We start from the raw sequence: 13,810 nt of genomic DNA, 5'->3' as shown, positions 1-13,810 counted from the left end.
ATTTGCTATCCTTGAGCGACAAGGAGGCTTTTCATGATCCGTTTCATTTCTCTATTTATCGCTGTTTTCCTCTCGCACGCCGCCATGGCGCAGGATTTCCCCGCGCTGTTCCGTGTCACCAATGTCTCGGCCGGCGATGTTCTCAACATCCGCGCCGAGGCCAGCGCCCGGTCCAACATCGTCGGCCAATTCACCCGCACGCAGGTCGGGATCGAGGTTATCGGCCTGTCCGAAGACCGCAACTGGGGTCTGGTGCGCACCAATGAGGCCGTTGGCTGGACCTCGATGCGCTATCTCACCGCCGAACGCTCGGACAGCTGGCGTGACGGCCAGCAATCGCTGACTTGCTCGGGAACCGAGCCGTTCTGGACGCTGCATCTGTATCTGCCGACGAATGGCGGCGCGTATCAAAGTCTGGCGGATGGCACCAACACCACGCTGACCACCGATGCACCGGCCCTGCCCACCACCTTTGCGCCACCGACACTGGCCGTTCCCTTTACCGGCGGACGTACTGGCATGGCGGTGATCCGCAATGGCGTGTGTTCCGACGGGATGAGCGACTATCTTTACGGGCTTGAGACGCAGGTCTATTTCCGCGGCCAGACCTCGGCGCTGTCCGGGTGCTGCACACTCGCGCATTGACCGCAGGCCCGGCTTGCACTTGATGCCCAGCCGGGCCACATACCCCCGATCAAGCCAAAGGTGCCCATGCCCACGCTCTATATCGACGCCGACGCCTGCCCGGTGCGGGAAGAGGCCCTGAAAGTCGCGCTGCGCCACGGCGCCAACGTTGTCTTTGTGTCGAATGGCGGCATCCGTCCGGTCAATCACCCGCTGGTGCGGATGGTCTATGTCGATCAGGGCGCGGACGAGGCAGACAAATGGATCGCCGCCGCCTGTGTGCCCGGCGATGTGGCGGTGACCGGCGATATCCCTCTGGCGGCGCGCTGTCTCGAGGCCGGGGCCGCCGTGCTCAAGCATGACGGGAGTGAGTTGACGCCGGTCAATATCGGTCAGGTTCTGGCCATGCGCGACCTTGCCGCCGACCTGCGCGCCGCTGATCCGTTTCGCCAGGGTTCGGGCAAGGCATTCGGCCCGCGCGATCGCTCACGCTTTTCGCAAGTGCTTGACCGTCTGCTGGTGAATCGCAAGTAAAACGCGCCGTTGCTTCGCTAATGCACGAAAGACCGCAAGCGCCCTCGCTTGCCTTGTTCACATTTACGGTACCTGCCCAGAGGGGATCGGCAATTTCTCGCCGGTGTAAATGAAACCGCCATTCGCAGTTCCCTGCTCGCCCCGATCTTTCGGCGTTTCGCATTAACGCTCAAGCAGTTATCCGGACGAGTTTGCGCGCTAACAGGCATGTTTTCAGCGCAACACTGAACGAATTCGCTGCAAATCACCCCCCGAACCGCCCGCGCTTAAGCCTTTCGTACGACATCTGACGAATGCTCAGCCCCTGTGATCAGGGATTAAGCACAAGGACCCGAGCCGTCTGTATTGCCCGCTTTCCGACGCGGTGATCGGAATAAGGAAAACTGATGTTTGCATTTTGCATTTGACGCGAAAAAGAGGAACGTGCAAACCAGAATGATGCGAATCACCGTAATAAAGCAGGACGACACATGAACAATCTGGAAAGCCTGTCGCTGAAGGAGCTCAAGCAACTTCAGAAAGACGTCGACGCGGCGATCACCGAATTCAAAGATCGCGAGCGGAAAAAGGCGCTGGCCGAAGTTGAGGCTTTTGCCAAAGAACGTGGCCTGTCCCCGTCGGATCTGTCTGAACTGACTTCCAAACGTACGCGCAAGGCTGCCGTGCCGAAATACGCCAACCCGGCAGACGATAGCCAGACCTGGACCGGCCGTGGCCGCCGCCCGCGCTGGATCGAAGCCGCGCTGGCCGAGGGTAAGTCGCTGGAAGACATGACGATCTGAGAGTCATGATCAACAAAGCCGAGCCTACGGCTTTATTAAGTCAGATCTGGAAAAAGATGTAATACGACATAGTTTGACTTCTGTCTTTAGACCAGAAGCAGAAACGGCGGCCCAAGGGCCGCCGTTTTTTCAACTCCAGGTGGGATGAAACTTGTTTCCGGGTGAAAGCGTAAAGATTTCACAACCAGTGGCAGTAACGCCCACCGAATGTTCGAACTGCGCGGACAGGGATTTGTCGCGGGTGATCGCCGTCCAATCGTCAGCCAGAACCTTGGTCTCGGCCCGTCCCAGATTGACCATAGGCTCGATGGTAAAGAACATCCCCTCTTCCAGCACAGCTTCGCGCCCGGGACGCCCGTAATGCAGCACATTGGGCGGCGCATGAAAAACCCGGCCCAACCCGTGCCCGCAAAAATCGCGGACCACCGACATGCGTTGCGCTTCGACATAGCTTTGAATCGCATAGCCGATATCGCCAAAGGTGTTGCCGGGCTTTACCGCCTCGATCCCCTTCATCAACGAGTCATGCGTAACCTCGATCAACCGCATCGCAAAGGGCTTCGGCTTGCCAGCGATATACATGCGCGAGGAGTCGCCGAACCAGCCGTCCACAATCACCGTCACGTCGATGTTCAGGATATCACCGTCGCGGATCTCGTCATCCAGCCGCTTCTTCTCGGTGCGCCCGGTGGGCACCGGGCTGCCGGGGATACCATGGCAGACGACATGGTTCAGGCTGATGCAGCTGGCGTGCTTGTACCCGCGATAGCCGATCGTTGCCGAGGTCGCGCCATTGGCATTGACCCATTCCTCGATCAGGCGATCCAGCTCTCCTGTCGTCTGGCCCGGCGCGACATGCGGCGCGATATCGTCAAGGATCTTTGCGGCCAGCTGCCCGGCCCGCTGCATCCCGGCGAAATCTTCGGCCTCGTGGATGCGGATCCCCTCGCGGGTGACGGTCCCTTTCTTGTCGTACACGGTCTGACCTCTTTTTTCTGGTCTCTAAATAGGGACGAATCGGCGAAAAGGCCAGATGGGTGCACAGAGTGCCGGTTCATTCAGCGTGGCTCTTGGACAACAATCTTGGATTGAGTGACTCGTCATGCGTTGTTCGCGGCGCGCCACTTGCTAATGTTTGAAAAAATTGTGCGGGACAGAGACGTGACTCAGACAGACAACGTTGCAGTGGCGTTTGCTCTCGCGTTCAGTGCGGGCCTTGGTGCGGTATCGGCAGCAAATGCCCAGACCTTTGAGGTCGAAACCGGCATCGAGATGCTCCAGTCGCCGAACACCACGATCGAGGGGCTTCATCGCCTGTACATCGGGCGTCGCGTTTCGCCGACCTTCAGCGTTGGCCAGGGCATTTATTCCGCCGCTGCCGGCGATGCCGGTGGCGCTTTCTTCTGGGGCTTTGAGGGTGTCGCGCATCTGCCCCTGTCCAGCCGCTTCGGCCTGAGCTTTTCGGGTTTCGCCGGCGGTGGCGGCGGCGCGGCGCAGGTGAATGGCGACGGCACCATGCTGCGTGCCGGGATCGCGCTGGACTACCAGCTCTCACGCGACTGGGATGTGCAGCTGACGACCTCGTGGATCCGCATCTCCGGTGCGCCCATCGACGGACCGGCCTATGGGCTTGGCCTGCGCTATCGCTTCGGCGACCGGGCGACGCCGGGCTGGGCCCCCGAGTTCGACGCGATCACCCTGGGTGCGACCTATATGCAGGCGGCCTCGGGCACGCGCACCCGCTCGGGCAGCGCACAGCCTGCGATCGCGCTGGTCGGCGCGCAGGTATTGTTTGATGTCAGTGAGCGCACGCAACTGTCGTTTGGCGCCGCCGGTGCCGCTGACGGGGCGCAGGGCTATATGCAGATCATGGCCGGTGCGAGGCAGCGATTCGCGTTGAATTCCCTCAGCTTCTTTGCCGAAGGAGGCCTGGGCTTTGGCGGTGGCGGCGATGTCGACACCGGCAATGGCGTGTTGCTGCGCGCGGCCTTGGGCATCAGCGTTCCCGTCTCGCGCGCGTTCGATCTGGAGCTGGCGGTGGGCGCGCAGGGGGCCGCGAGCGGCGACTACCGTGCCTCGACCGTGGCGCTGAACCTGACCCGCGTCTTCAACCGGCCCGGGCAGGCTGCTACGGATCAGCGCTGGGCCTTCAGCTCCGGGATTTCGGTGCAGCAAACCCACGCGGGCTATTTCCAGAACCCGGCCAACACCAGCAATGCCGTCTTCATGCAGGAAAGTGCGCTGGATTATTTCGTCGGTCAAAGCCTGTATGTCACCGGCAACGCGCAAACCACCGTCGGCGGCGGTGCTGCGGGCTATGCGATCGGGATGATGGGTCTGGGCTATGAGTTCACGCTGTCGGATCGCTGGAGCCTGTCGGTCGAGGGTCTGCTGGGCGCAGCAGGCGGCGGCGGGGTCAATGCGGCGGGCGGGATCATCGGCGGGCTGCGGGCCGAGCTTGACTACCGCGTGGGTGAGGCGTGGCGGCTGTCGTTGGGTGTCGGCCAGCTGACGGCGCTGCGCGGCAATGGCATGTCACCGACAACCCTGACCCTCGGCGCCAAGATCCCTTTCACCACGCACCGATAAGCGGCCGGGCCCGATTGGAAACCGTGTGCAACCGCGCTAACGTCGGCGCAAAGCACAAGAGGTCACCATGCCCAATCCCACCGCCGCCATGCTCGTCATCGGGGACGAGATCCTGTCCGGCCGCACCCGCGACACCAACACCAACCATCTGGCGCAGGCGCTGACCGCGCGCGGCATCCGCCTGCAGGAGGCCCGCGTGGTGGCCGATGATCAGGGCGCCATCGTTGCTGCGGTGAACGCGCTGCGGGGTGCCTATGACCACGTTTTCACCTCGGGCGGGATCGGGCCGACGCATGACGACATCACCGCCGATGCCGTGGCAGCGGCTTTTGGCGCCCCCATCGACGTGCGCGCCGATGCCCGCGCGATCCTTGAAGCGCATTACCAGCGCACCGGGCTAGAGCTGAACGAGGCCCGCCTGCGCATGGCCCGCGTCCCCGACGGCGCAACGCTGATCGACAACCCGGTGTCCTCGGCCCCGGGTTTCACCCTCGGCAACGTGCATGTCATGGCCGGAGTCCCCGCGATCTTTGAAGCGATGGTGGCCAGCGTGCTGCCCACGCTTACCGGTGGCGATCCGCTGCTCAGCCAGATGATCGACGTCAAGCGCGGCGAGGGGGAAATTGCCCAGCCGCTCAAGGAACTGGCCCAGCAATACCCCGACCTGAGCTTTGGCTCGTACCCCTATCAGCGCAACGGCGCGCATGGCACGCAACTGGTCGTGCGCGGCACCGACGCGGCGCAGATCGACGCCGCCGTCGTGGCGCTGTCCCGCCTGGTTTCGCAATCATGAGCGACGCGCTCTTCGCTGCGCTCGAAGCCAGCTGGCCACCGCTCACCAGCGAAACCATCGGGCCCTTCCGCGTGCGCAACGGCGCAGGCGGCGGCAAGCGCGTCAGTGCGACGGTGCTGGAAGGCGCGTTCAGTGAGGCCGCGCTTGATGCGCTGGGAGAGCAGCCGCTGTTCCAGCTGCGCACCCGTCAAACCGCGCTGGACGCCGCGCTGGAAAAGCGCGGCTACCGCGTCGTTGACCCCACGCTGATCCTGTCAGCGCCGGTGGAAACCGTGGCCGAAACCCCGCGCCCGGTCTCGCTGCCGACGATCTGGCCGCCGCTGGCGATCCAGCGGCATATCTGGGCCGAAGGGCATATCGGCCCCGAGCGTATCGCCGTGATGGAACGGGCCTGTGACCCCAAGATGAGCTTCATCGCCCGCTTTCAGGACCGCGCCGCCGGCGTCGGCTTTCTGGCGATCCATCAGGGCATCGCGATGCTGCACGCCCTGCATATTGACCCTGACTTCCGCCGCAAGGGCGTTGCGCACTACATGGTGCGTGGCATGGCCGACTGGGCGCAACGCCACGGGGCGACGACCTTCGCCCTCGCCGTGACGCAGGCCAATGCCGGTGCGCGCGCCCTTTACACGCGACTCGGCATGCTGGAAGTTGACGCGTATCATTACAGGGAGAAACAACCATGAGCCGAATTACTGCGCTCGACCTGCCACCCGTCGATCCGCTTCCCGAGGCGACCCAGCGGTATTTCGACATCTGCGTCGAGAAGCTGGGCATGGTCCCGAATGTGGTGCAGGCGCATGCCTTTGACATCGCCAAGCTCAACGCTTTCACGGCGATGTACAACGACCTGATGCTGGCCGGCTCCGGCCTGACCAAGCTGGAACGCGAGATGATCGCGGTTGTCGTCTCGTCGACCAACCGCTGCTGGTACTGTCAGGTTGCCCATGGTGCTGCCGTGCGCCAGTTGTCGGGCAACCCGGCGCTGGGTGAGGCGCTGGTGATGAACTGGCGCGTGGCCAAGATCGACGACCGGCAAAAGGCGATGCTGGCATTTTCGGAAAAAGCCACCAAGGCGTCGTCCGAGATTGTCGAAGCTGACCGCGAGGCGCTGCGCGCCCAAGGGTTCAGCGACCGCGATATCTTTGATATTGCGGCGATTGTCGGCTTTTTCAACATGTCCAACCGCGTCGCCTCGGCCATCGGCATGGAGCCGAACGAAGAGTATCACGCCCAGGCACGCTGAGCGCGCGCAGGCGCTGCGCGCCTTGTGGGGGCTTGACCCTGACGAAAAGTTGAACAGGTTAAGCGGCGGCGCATCGCGGCGGGGACAATTCCCTGCCGGATGCGCCGCTTTGCACGGGGGCCGGGGCCTCCGCCGCCCGCAGTTCAGGACAGACCCATGACGACCAGAGCCCCTCTCATCACGCCCGTCCTGATCGGCGGCTGTATCATCATTCTGATCGGCTTCGCCGCCCGCGCCTCGTTCGGGGTGTTCCAGATCCCCATCGCCAGCGAATTCGGCTGGCCCCGGTCCGAATTCTCGCTGGCCATCGCCATCCAGAACCTTGCCTGGGGTATCGGCCAGCCGCTGTTTGGTGCCTTTGCCGAACGCTTTGGCGACCGCAAGGCGATCATCCTGGGCGCCTTGTTCTATGCCGCCGGTCTGGTGCTGTCGTCCTTTGCCGTGACGCCGGGGTCGATGCAGCTTTTGGAGTTCCTCGTCGGTTTCGGCATCGCGGGCACCGGCTTTGGCGTGATCCTCGCCGTCGTCGGCCGCGCCGCCTCGGATGAAAACCGCTCGATGGCGCTGGGGATTGCCACGGCTGCCGGATCGGCGGGGCAGGTCATCGGTGCGCCGATTGCCGAAATCCTGCTGGGCCATTTCCCGTGGCAGACGGTCTTCATCATCTTCGCCGGGGTGATCCTGCTGTCGCTCTTTGCCCTGCCGATGATGCGCTCCGAAAAAATGGCCAGCCGGGCCGAGCTTGAGCAATCGCTGGGTCAGGCGCTGAAACAGGCGTTCAAAGACCCGTCTTTCTCGCTCATCGCCATCGGCTTCTTTTCCTGCGGCTATCAGCTGGGCTTCATCACCGCCCACTTCCCCGCCATGGTGACCGAGATGTGCGGCACCCCCGCGCCCGACGGCATGCTGGCGGCGCTGGGGATCAGCACCACCTCGGCCTTGGGCGCGGTGGCGATTTCGGTGATCGGTCTGGCCAACATCGGCGGCACGCTGGCCGCCGCCTGGGCGGGCAAACGGTTCAGCAAGAAATACCTGCTGGCCGGGATCTATACCGCCCGCACGATCATCGGCGCGACGTTTATCCTGATGCCGATCACGCCGACCTCGGTGCTGTTGTTCTCGGTCGCCATGGGCTCGTTGTGGCTTGCCACGGTGCCGCTCACCTCAGGGCTGGTCGCGCATATCTACGGGTTGCGCTACATGGGCACGCTTTATGGGCTGGTGTTCCTCAGCCACCAGATTGGCAGCTTCCTGGGCGTCTGGCTGGGCGGCGCGCTGTATGACGTTTACGGCGATTACACGCTGGTCTGGTGGGTCGGCATCGCCGTCGGCGCGCTCTCGGCGCTGGTGCATCTGCCGATCCGCGAACGCGCGCTCAACCTGTTGGCCCCGGCATGAGGGCGATCTTCGACCTCGACGGTACGCTGGTCGATTCCGCCCTGGATATCCACGCCGCCGGCAACCGGACGCTGGCGGCCGAAGGCCTGCCGCTGGTGACGCCCGACCAGGCGCGCAGCTTTGTCGGGCGCGGCGCGAAGGTCTTTGTCGACCGTCTGGAACGCGCCGCTTCAGGCACCAACGACCCCGCCCGGACCGAGCGCATGCGCGCCCGGTTCGCCGCAGAATACGAGATCGCGCACGACTTCAGCACCGTCTACCCCGGCGTCGAAACCGCGCTGGCCACGCTCAAGGCGCAGGGCTGGCAGCTGGGCCTGTGCACCAACAAACCCCTGCGCCCGGCGCTGGCGGTTCTGGCGCATTTCGGCTGGTCCGAGATGTTCGAGGTGGTCATCGCCGGTGACAGCCTGCCGGTGACCAAACCTGATCCCGCCCCGCTTCTTGCCGCGATGCAGGCGCTGGACGACAGCCCGCTGGTCTATGTCGGCGACAGCGAGGTGGACGCCCGCACCGCACAGGCCGCGCGCGTCCCCTTTGCGCTCTACACGCTTGGCTACCGCAAATCTCCGATTGACCAGATCCCGCACGCTGAAGCCTTTGACGACTGGTCCACGCTTCCCGCCATCGCCCACCGACTGGCCCGCTGACCCATCATCTGTCCTCAAATATCCCGGGGGTAGGCCGTCAGGCCGTAGGGGGCAGCGCCCCCTGCGCGGCGCGAAGGCCCTCGATGGGCCTGAGCGCCGCCCCTACTCCACGCCAGCAATCTCGCGCAGATCGTTCATCCGGCGGGAAAACACCGTCTCGAACGCATTCGCCCGCGCAAACTCCACGCCCCGGGTCGAAGCTTCAATCACCGCCTCACGGTCTTCGTGCAGCCGCTCGACCGCCCGCGCCAGCGCCGCCGGGCTCTTGCGCGCCACCCAACCCGCCTTGGATTCCGCCTGCATGCGTTTCCACATCCTGTTGCCATAGCCAAGGATCGGCAACCCGCAGCCCAGCGCCTCGACATAGGCGCTTTGCGGCATCGACAGCCGGATCGGTGCGATGAACAGATCCGCACCGGTGCGCAGATGCGGCACCAGCACCGGATCGAACGGCCCCATCGGCTGCACCGACATGGTCTCACCCAGCCCCAGCCCGGCGATCCCGTCGCGCAACCGGGCCTCCAGCGGCCCGGCACCGAACAGCTCCAGCTTGAACGGCACCCCGCGCGTCTTGAGCAGATGCGCCATCGGCAGCAGATCCTCGACGCCCGAGGTCCGCCCCATATGCCCGTACCACGCCAACCGCAGCGGGTCGCCCCGGCGTTGCATCTCGGCGCGGATCCTCTGGTCCTCGGCCCGGGCGATCATCGGCGCGCGCATCCGGTTATCCAGATACCGCAACGCACGCGGGTTCAGCCGTTTGTAGCTGTCATGCGCCGGATACCCGTCGCAATGCACCCCGTCCGCCGCGCGAAGCGCCGCTTTCAGCGCGCCCTCGCGCCGCATGTTCCACCAGCTCGCCCCCAGCCGCCGCCGCATCGACGGGCTGGCGGCCAGCGCATGACTGATCCGGCCGGTCAGCGGTTCTTCGATGGTGTAGACCAGCTTGCCCAGCCGCCGTTCCATCGCCTTGGGCAGGTCGAGGTATTTCATGTCATCGGACGCCACATAGACCAGCGCGGCTTCGTCCAGCAGCAGCTCGGGCACGGGCGCTCCCGCATCCAGCGCGATCAGATCGAAGCCCAGCTGCGCCACCGAATAGCGCATCGGGCTGTCGATCCGATAGTGGCCGCGCCGCATCACACAGCGCACAGGCCCCGGCCAGAGCTGGCAATGCAGCTTCATCCCCTCTACGAATTTCACGTCGAGCAGCACTTCACCCGCAGGCAATTCCACCATCGGGGCGGGGGAGAGCATTACCAATGAAGCCATCGAGGCGACAACGTCCCTTCATCCATGCATTTCCACAGAAAACTCTGGAATGTATCGAAAATTCTATCCTACCTTGATACTTGGCAGAGCAAGGATGCCCAAGACAATGCGTTTCTCGTCCCTGATCGCGGTTTTTTTCACGGTTCTCACCTGTGCCGCCAGCCCCTTGGCAGCACAGATCGACGTTTCACCGCGTGAGGGGCGGCTTGCTTTGGGCCTCAATCTTTCCGAGGTCGCAGGCTGGTCCACCGAAGCGCCGTTCATCGACGTCATGCACAATGCCTCGCGGTGGGTGGGCCATCTGCCCGGCCAATGGGGTGGCATGGATGAAGACGCGCTGCGCGACGCAGGCGCGCTGGATGAGGACGGCTGGGTCATCGCCATTCCGCGCACAGCCCGCCGCCTGTCCACCTTCGTGCTGATGGATCTGCCCGCTGAGATGACCTCGACCGCCGGGACATGGCACGCGACATGGGAAGGAAGCGCCTATCTCAGCTTCTCCGGCGCCGCGCGGAACGTGCGCTTCGGCGATAATTCGGCGACGTTCGAGTTTACGCCCGGTCAGGGCTCGGTCTTGATCGAATTCAACCGCGGCACCCTGCGGAACCTGAGCATTGTGCACGAACGCAATCTGGCCCGGCATGCAGCGGGTGAGATTTTCAATCCCGATTTTCTGGCGCGGTTGCAGGGGGTTGAGACCCTGCGCTTCATGGACTGGATGCTGACCAACAATTCCACGGTCGAGCACTGGGATCAGCGCGCACAAATCGGCGATTACAGCTGGTCACGCCGGGGCGTCCCGCTGGAGATCCTGCTGCGGCTGGCCAACCAGACCGGGGCCGAGCCGTGGTTCACCCTGCCTCATCGGGCTGATGACACCTATATCCGCCAGTTCGCGCAAACCGTGCGCGACGGGCTTCGTCCCGATCTGCGCGGCTGGTTCGAGTTCTCGAACGAGATCTGGAACTGGTCCTTCACGCAAGCAGACTGGGCAGAACAGAGCGCGCGCGCCCGCTGGAACCGGGAATGGGCCTGGGTGCAGTACGGCGCTGTCCGCGCGGCGCAGGCGATGGGGATCATCGACGCGGTTTACGCCGGTGCGACCGAGCGGCGGGTACGGGTGCTGGGCCTGTTCACCGCCTGGCTGGGCCTGGAACACGACATGCTCACGGCGCCGGACTACGTGGCAGAAGACCCCGCGCACCGCCCGCCCAGCGAGTCCTTCGATGCGCTGGCCGTCACCGGCTATTTCAGCGGCGATCTGCACAGCGAAGACAAGCAACCGCTGGTGCAGGGCTGGCTGCGTGACAGCCGCGCGGCGGCTGAAGCCGACGCGGACGCGCAAAACCTGACCGGCGAGGCGCGTGATGCCTTCATCGCCGCGCACCGGTTCGACACCGCGCTGGATCTGGCGGCGCAAGAGCTGCTGGATGGCTCGGTTTCGGGCAATGCCGAAAACTCGGTGCGGGATCTGCTGGACCGCACGCTGCCCCATCATGTCGCCGTGGCGCAGGATTATGGCATGGCGCTGGTGATGTATGAGGGCGGCACGCATGTCGTGGTGCGCCCGCAGGACCATGGCGACGAAGAGCTGGTCGCCTTTTTCACCGCCCTCAACCAGTCGGCGCAGATGGGAGCGCTGTATCGCACGCTGATTGCCGGTTGGCGCACCTTGACGCCCGCGCCGTTTGTTGCGTTTAACGATATCGGTAAGCCCTCGGTCTGGGGCAGCTGGGGCCATCTGCGCCATATCGACGATGATACGCCGCGTTGGACCGCGCTGATCGAGGCTACTGCCCCATGAGTCTGTCCATCCTGATCCCGGCCTGCAATGAAGCCGACTATATTGATGCCTGCCTGACCGCCGTGCTGGCCAGCGAAGGCCCCGCCGTCGCGCAGGTCGTCGTCGTCGCCAACGGCTGCAACGATGACACCGCCGCACGCGCGCGGAGCTATGCGCGGGCTTTCGCCGCACGAGGGTGGCTGATCGACGTGCTGGATCTGCCAGCGATGGGTAAACCCGGTGCGCTGGCGGCGGGCGATGCGGCGGCGCTGTATCCGACGCGCGCCTATCTGGATGCCGATGTGACCGTTTCGCCGCCCCTGATGGCACAGCTGGCCGAGACGCTGGACACCAGCGCCGCGCGCTATGCATCGGGCACCCCCAACATCACCGCGCGCTCGTGGGTGACACGGGCTTATGCGCGATACTGGATGCGCCTGCCCTTTGTCACCGACGGCGTGCCGGGCTTTGGACTGTATGCCGTGAATGCCTCGGGCCGGGCGCGCTGGGGGGCGTTTCCGACGATCATTTCGGACGATACCTATGTGCGCATCGTCTTTACCCCCGCCGAACGCATCAAGGTTCCCGCCGTCTATGACTGGCCGCTGGTCGAGGGCTTCTGCCGGTTGGTCCGGGTTCGGCGCCGTCAGGATCTGGGCGTGGCCGAGCTGGCCGGAATGGAACCGGGACTGATGGTGAATGAAGGCAAGACCAAGCCCAGCTTTGGCTGGCTGGTCCGCAGCGCCTTGCGCGACCCGGCGGCGTTTGGCGTGTATGCCATCGTCAGGCTGAGCGGGCGACTTTGCCCGTCGCGTCAGACCAGCTGGGTGCGCGGGCGCTGAGCACGGCTCTGCGTGCGCGGACGCTGACAGAACAGCGCCGCCAGTTTCCCCGCCTCGGTATCAATATTGTGCCGCATCAACACCCGCGCGCGGCCTGTCGTGCCCATGCGGCGCAGTTTGTCGTCGGGCGACGTCGCCAGCTCGGTAATCGCCTCGGCCAGCGCCATCGCGTCGCCTGCGGGCACCAGCCAGCCGGTGCGCCCCTCTTGCATCAGTTCCGGCACCCCGGCGACCCAGGTGGCGATGACCGGACGGGCCGAGACCATCGCCTCCATCACCACCATCGGCAGCCCCTCGGCAAAGGACGGCAGCACCAGCGCATGCGCAGAATCGATCGCCCGGCGCACGCCCGCCTCATCCAGCCAGCCGGTCAGTTCGACCCGGTGGCCAAGGCCCGAATGGGCAATCGCGCGCTCAAGCGGTAGACGCATCGGCCCGTCACCGACCAGCACCAGCCGGACATCGACACCCCGGCGCGCGACCTCGGCCATCGCCTCGATCAGCAGGATCTGGCCCTTTTGCTCAACGAATCGCCCGATATTGACCATTGTCACCGGCCGCGTAACCGGCATCGGCCGCGCCGAGTCATAATGCTGCGGCTCGATCCCGCAGTGCACCACGCGGATGCGCGGCCAGAAGCGGTAATCGACCAGTCGGCACAGCTGGCTGCGGCCATAGGACGAGATCGCCACGGTGAAATCCGCCTTCTGCAGCTTGAGCGGCAGGGCGATGGCGGCGGGTTTGTCGAATTCCTCGGGCCCGTGAACGGTGAAGCTGAACGGCTTGCCGCTCATCTCTGACGCCAGCATGGCCACGGTTGTCGCGTTGGTGCCGAAATGCGCGTGCATCCGGTCCACCTGCAACTCGCCCAGCCGGCGGGTGACATAAGCCGCTTCCAGAAAATAGATCAGGTGCTTGAACAACCCGGCTTCCGAGCCTCGGCTGGCCTTCAGCGCCAGAAACAGCGCCTGATAGATGCGCACCGGTGATTGCAGTCCGACAAGGAACAGCGCCCACAGCAGGGCGAACAGCCCCTTTGCCAGCACATAATCCGTGGCGGCGGCTTCCTCTTGATCCGACCGATCCGGCAAGGACCCGTCAAACGACCGCATGGCAAAGCGCTGCACCGCAATACCGCGGCGCTCAAGCGCCCGCATCTCGCGCCGGATGAAGCTTTGCGACGGCGCGGGATAGGTATTGAGGATGTAGCCGATCTTCACAGGGGCACCTTGGTCAAGAACACTGGTCCTTGGGCTAGGGTCGAAATTGGGCAAATTCAAGAAACACTGTAGGTATTGGC

14 protein-coding genes are annotated in these 13,810 nt (G+C 64.4%); 11 read left to right on the top strand and 3 right to left on the bottom strand.

Annotated elements, in window-relative coordinates:
• Positions 1 to 33 precede the first annotated feature (33 nt).
• The 3 genes from OKW52_RS03120 to OKW52_RS03110 all read left to right on the top strand — a co-directional run bounded on the left by OKW52_RS03120 (position 34) and on the right by OKW52_RS03110 (position 1,940).
• A complete protein-coding gene (locus OKW52_RS03120; RefSeq protein WP_127106450.1) occupies positions 34 to 645 on the top strand; it encodes a hypothetical protein in 612 nt (203 codons plus the stop codon).
• A gap of 66 nt (positions 646 to 711) precedes the next feature.
• Complete coding sequence (locus OKW52_RS03115; protein WP_264504411.1) at positions 712 to 1,158, top strand: YaiI/YqxD family protein; 447 nt, start codon at positions 712 to 714, stop codon at positions 1,156 to 1,158.
• 470 nt (positions 1,159 to 1,628) lie between these two features.
• Positions 1,629 to 1,940, top strand: coding sequence for an H-NS histone family protein (locus OKW52_RS03110; protein WP_264504410.1), 312 nt, complete (start codon positions 1,629 to 1,631; stop codon positions 1,938 to 1,940).
• Positions 1,941 to 2,069: 129 nt separating this feature from the next.
• On the opposite strand, the gene map is transcribed toward OKW52_RS03110, so the two are convergent.
• Positions 2,070 to 2,918 carry a type I methionyl aminopeptidase gene (gene map, locus OKW52_RS03105; protein ID WP_264504409.1) on the bottom strand — a complete coding sequence of 283 codons (849 nt, stop codon included), beginning with the start codon at positions 2,916 to 2,918 and terminating at the stop codon, positions 2,070 to 2,072.
• A 183-nt stretch (positions 2,919 to 3,101) separates the two neighbouring features.
• Between map and OKW52_RS03100 the strand changes: the two genes are divergently transcribed.
• From OKW52_RS03100 to gph, 6 genes are all read left to right on the top strand, one after another.
• Positions 3,102 to 4,529: a hypothetical protein gene (locus OKW52_RS03100; protein ID WP_264504408.1), complete on the top strand. Its 1,428-nt coding sequence runs from the start codon at positions 3,102 to 3,104 to the stop codon at positions 4,527 to 4,529.
• Between the two features lie 67 nt (positions 4,530 to 4,596).
• Entirely contained in the window at positions 4,597 to 5,322 is a 726-nt protein-coding gene (locus tag OKW52_RS03095) for a competence/damage-inducible protein A (RefSeq protein WP_264504407.1), read from the top strand.
• The gene (locus tag OKW52_RS03090; RefSeq protein WP_319800449.1) at positions 5,319 to 6,008 is read left to right on the top strand and encodes a GNAT family N-acetyltransferase; all 690 of its coding nucleotides are present in this window, start codon (positions 5,319 to 5,321) and stop codon (positions 6,006 to 6,008) included. The genes OKW52_RS03095 and OKW52_RS03090 overlap by 4 nt, the downstream gene beginning before the upstream one ends.
• The gene (locus tag OKW52_RS03085) at positions 6,005 to 6,568 is read left to right on the top strand and encodes a peroxidase-related enzyme (RefSeq protein ID WP_264504406.1); all 564 of its coding nucleotides are present in this window, start codon (positions 6,005 to 6,007) and stop codon (positions 6,566 to 6,568) included. Before OKW52_RS03090 ends, OKW52_RS03085 begins: the two co-directional genes overlap by 4 nt.
• Positions 6,569 to 6,724: 156 nt before the next feature.
• On the top strand, positions 6,725 to 7,966 hold the full coding sequence (locus tag OKW52_RS03080) for an MFS transporter (RefSeq protein WP_264504405.1): 1,242 nt from the start codon (positions 6,725 to 6,727) through the stop codon (positions 7,964 to 7,966).
• Positions 7,963 to 8,613: a phosphoglycolate phosphatase gene (gph, locus tag OKW52_RS03075; RefSeq protein ID WP_264504404.1), complete on the top strand. Its 651-nt coding sequence runs from the start codon at positions 7,963 to 7,965 to the stop codon at positions 8,611 to 8,613. The genes OKW52_RS03080 and gph overlap by 4 nt, the downstream gene beginning before the upstream one ends.
• Before the next feature lie 102 nt (positions 8,614 to 8,715).
• Here gph and OKW52_RS03070 read toward each other — a convergent pair whose 3' ends face one another.
• Entirely contained in the window at positions 8,716 to 9,870 is a 1,155-nt protein-coding gene (locus OKW52_RS03070; RefSeq protein ID WP_264504403.1) for a glycosyltransferase, read from the bottom strand.
• Between the two features lie 121 nt (positions 9,871 to 9,991).
• Between OKW52_RS03070 and OKW52_RS03065 the strand changes: the two genes are divergently transcribed.
• Both OKW52_RS03065 and OKW52_RS03060 read left to right on the top strand, forming a co-directional pair.
• Positions 9,992 to 11,689 (top strand): hypothetical protein, encoded by a 1,698-nt coding sequence (locus tag OKW52_RS03065; RefSeq protein WP_264504402.1) that lies wholly within the window; start codon positions 9,992 to 9,994, stop codon positions 11,687 to 11,689.
• The gene (locus OKW52_RS03060; RefSeq protein ID WP_264504401.1) at positions 11,686 to 12,510 is read left to right on the top strand and encodes a glycosyltransferase; all 825 of its coding nucleotides are present in this window, start codon (positions 11,686 to 11,688) and stop codon (positions 12,508 to 12,510) included. The genes OKW52_RS03065 and OKW52_RS03060 overlap by 4 nt, the downstream gene beginning before the upstream one ends.
• Here the strand turns inward: OKW52_RS03060 and OKW52_RS03055 are convergent.
• Entirely contained in the window at positions 12,483 to 13,730 is a 1,248-nt protein-coding gene (locus tag OKW52_RS03055; RefSeq protein WP_264504400.1) for a glycosyltransferase, read from the bottom strand. The two genes, OKW52_RS03060 and OKW52_RS03055, sit on opposite strands and share 28 nt — an antisense overlap.
• Between the last annotated feature and the right edge of the window lie 80 nt (positions 13,731 to 13,810).

The organism is Pararhodobacter zhoushanensis, assembly GCF_025949695.1.
Taxonomy (GTDB): Bacteria; Pseudomonadota; Alphaproteobacteria; order Rhodobacterales; family Rhodobacteraceae; genus Pararhodobacter; species Pararhodobacter zhoushanensis_A.
The sequence above is the reverse complement of the archived record's forward strand: the minus strand, read 5'-3'. Positions and strand labels throughout refer to the sequence as shown.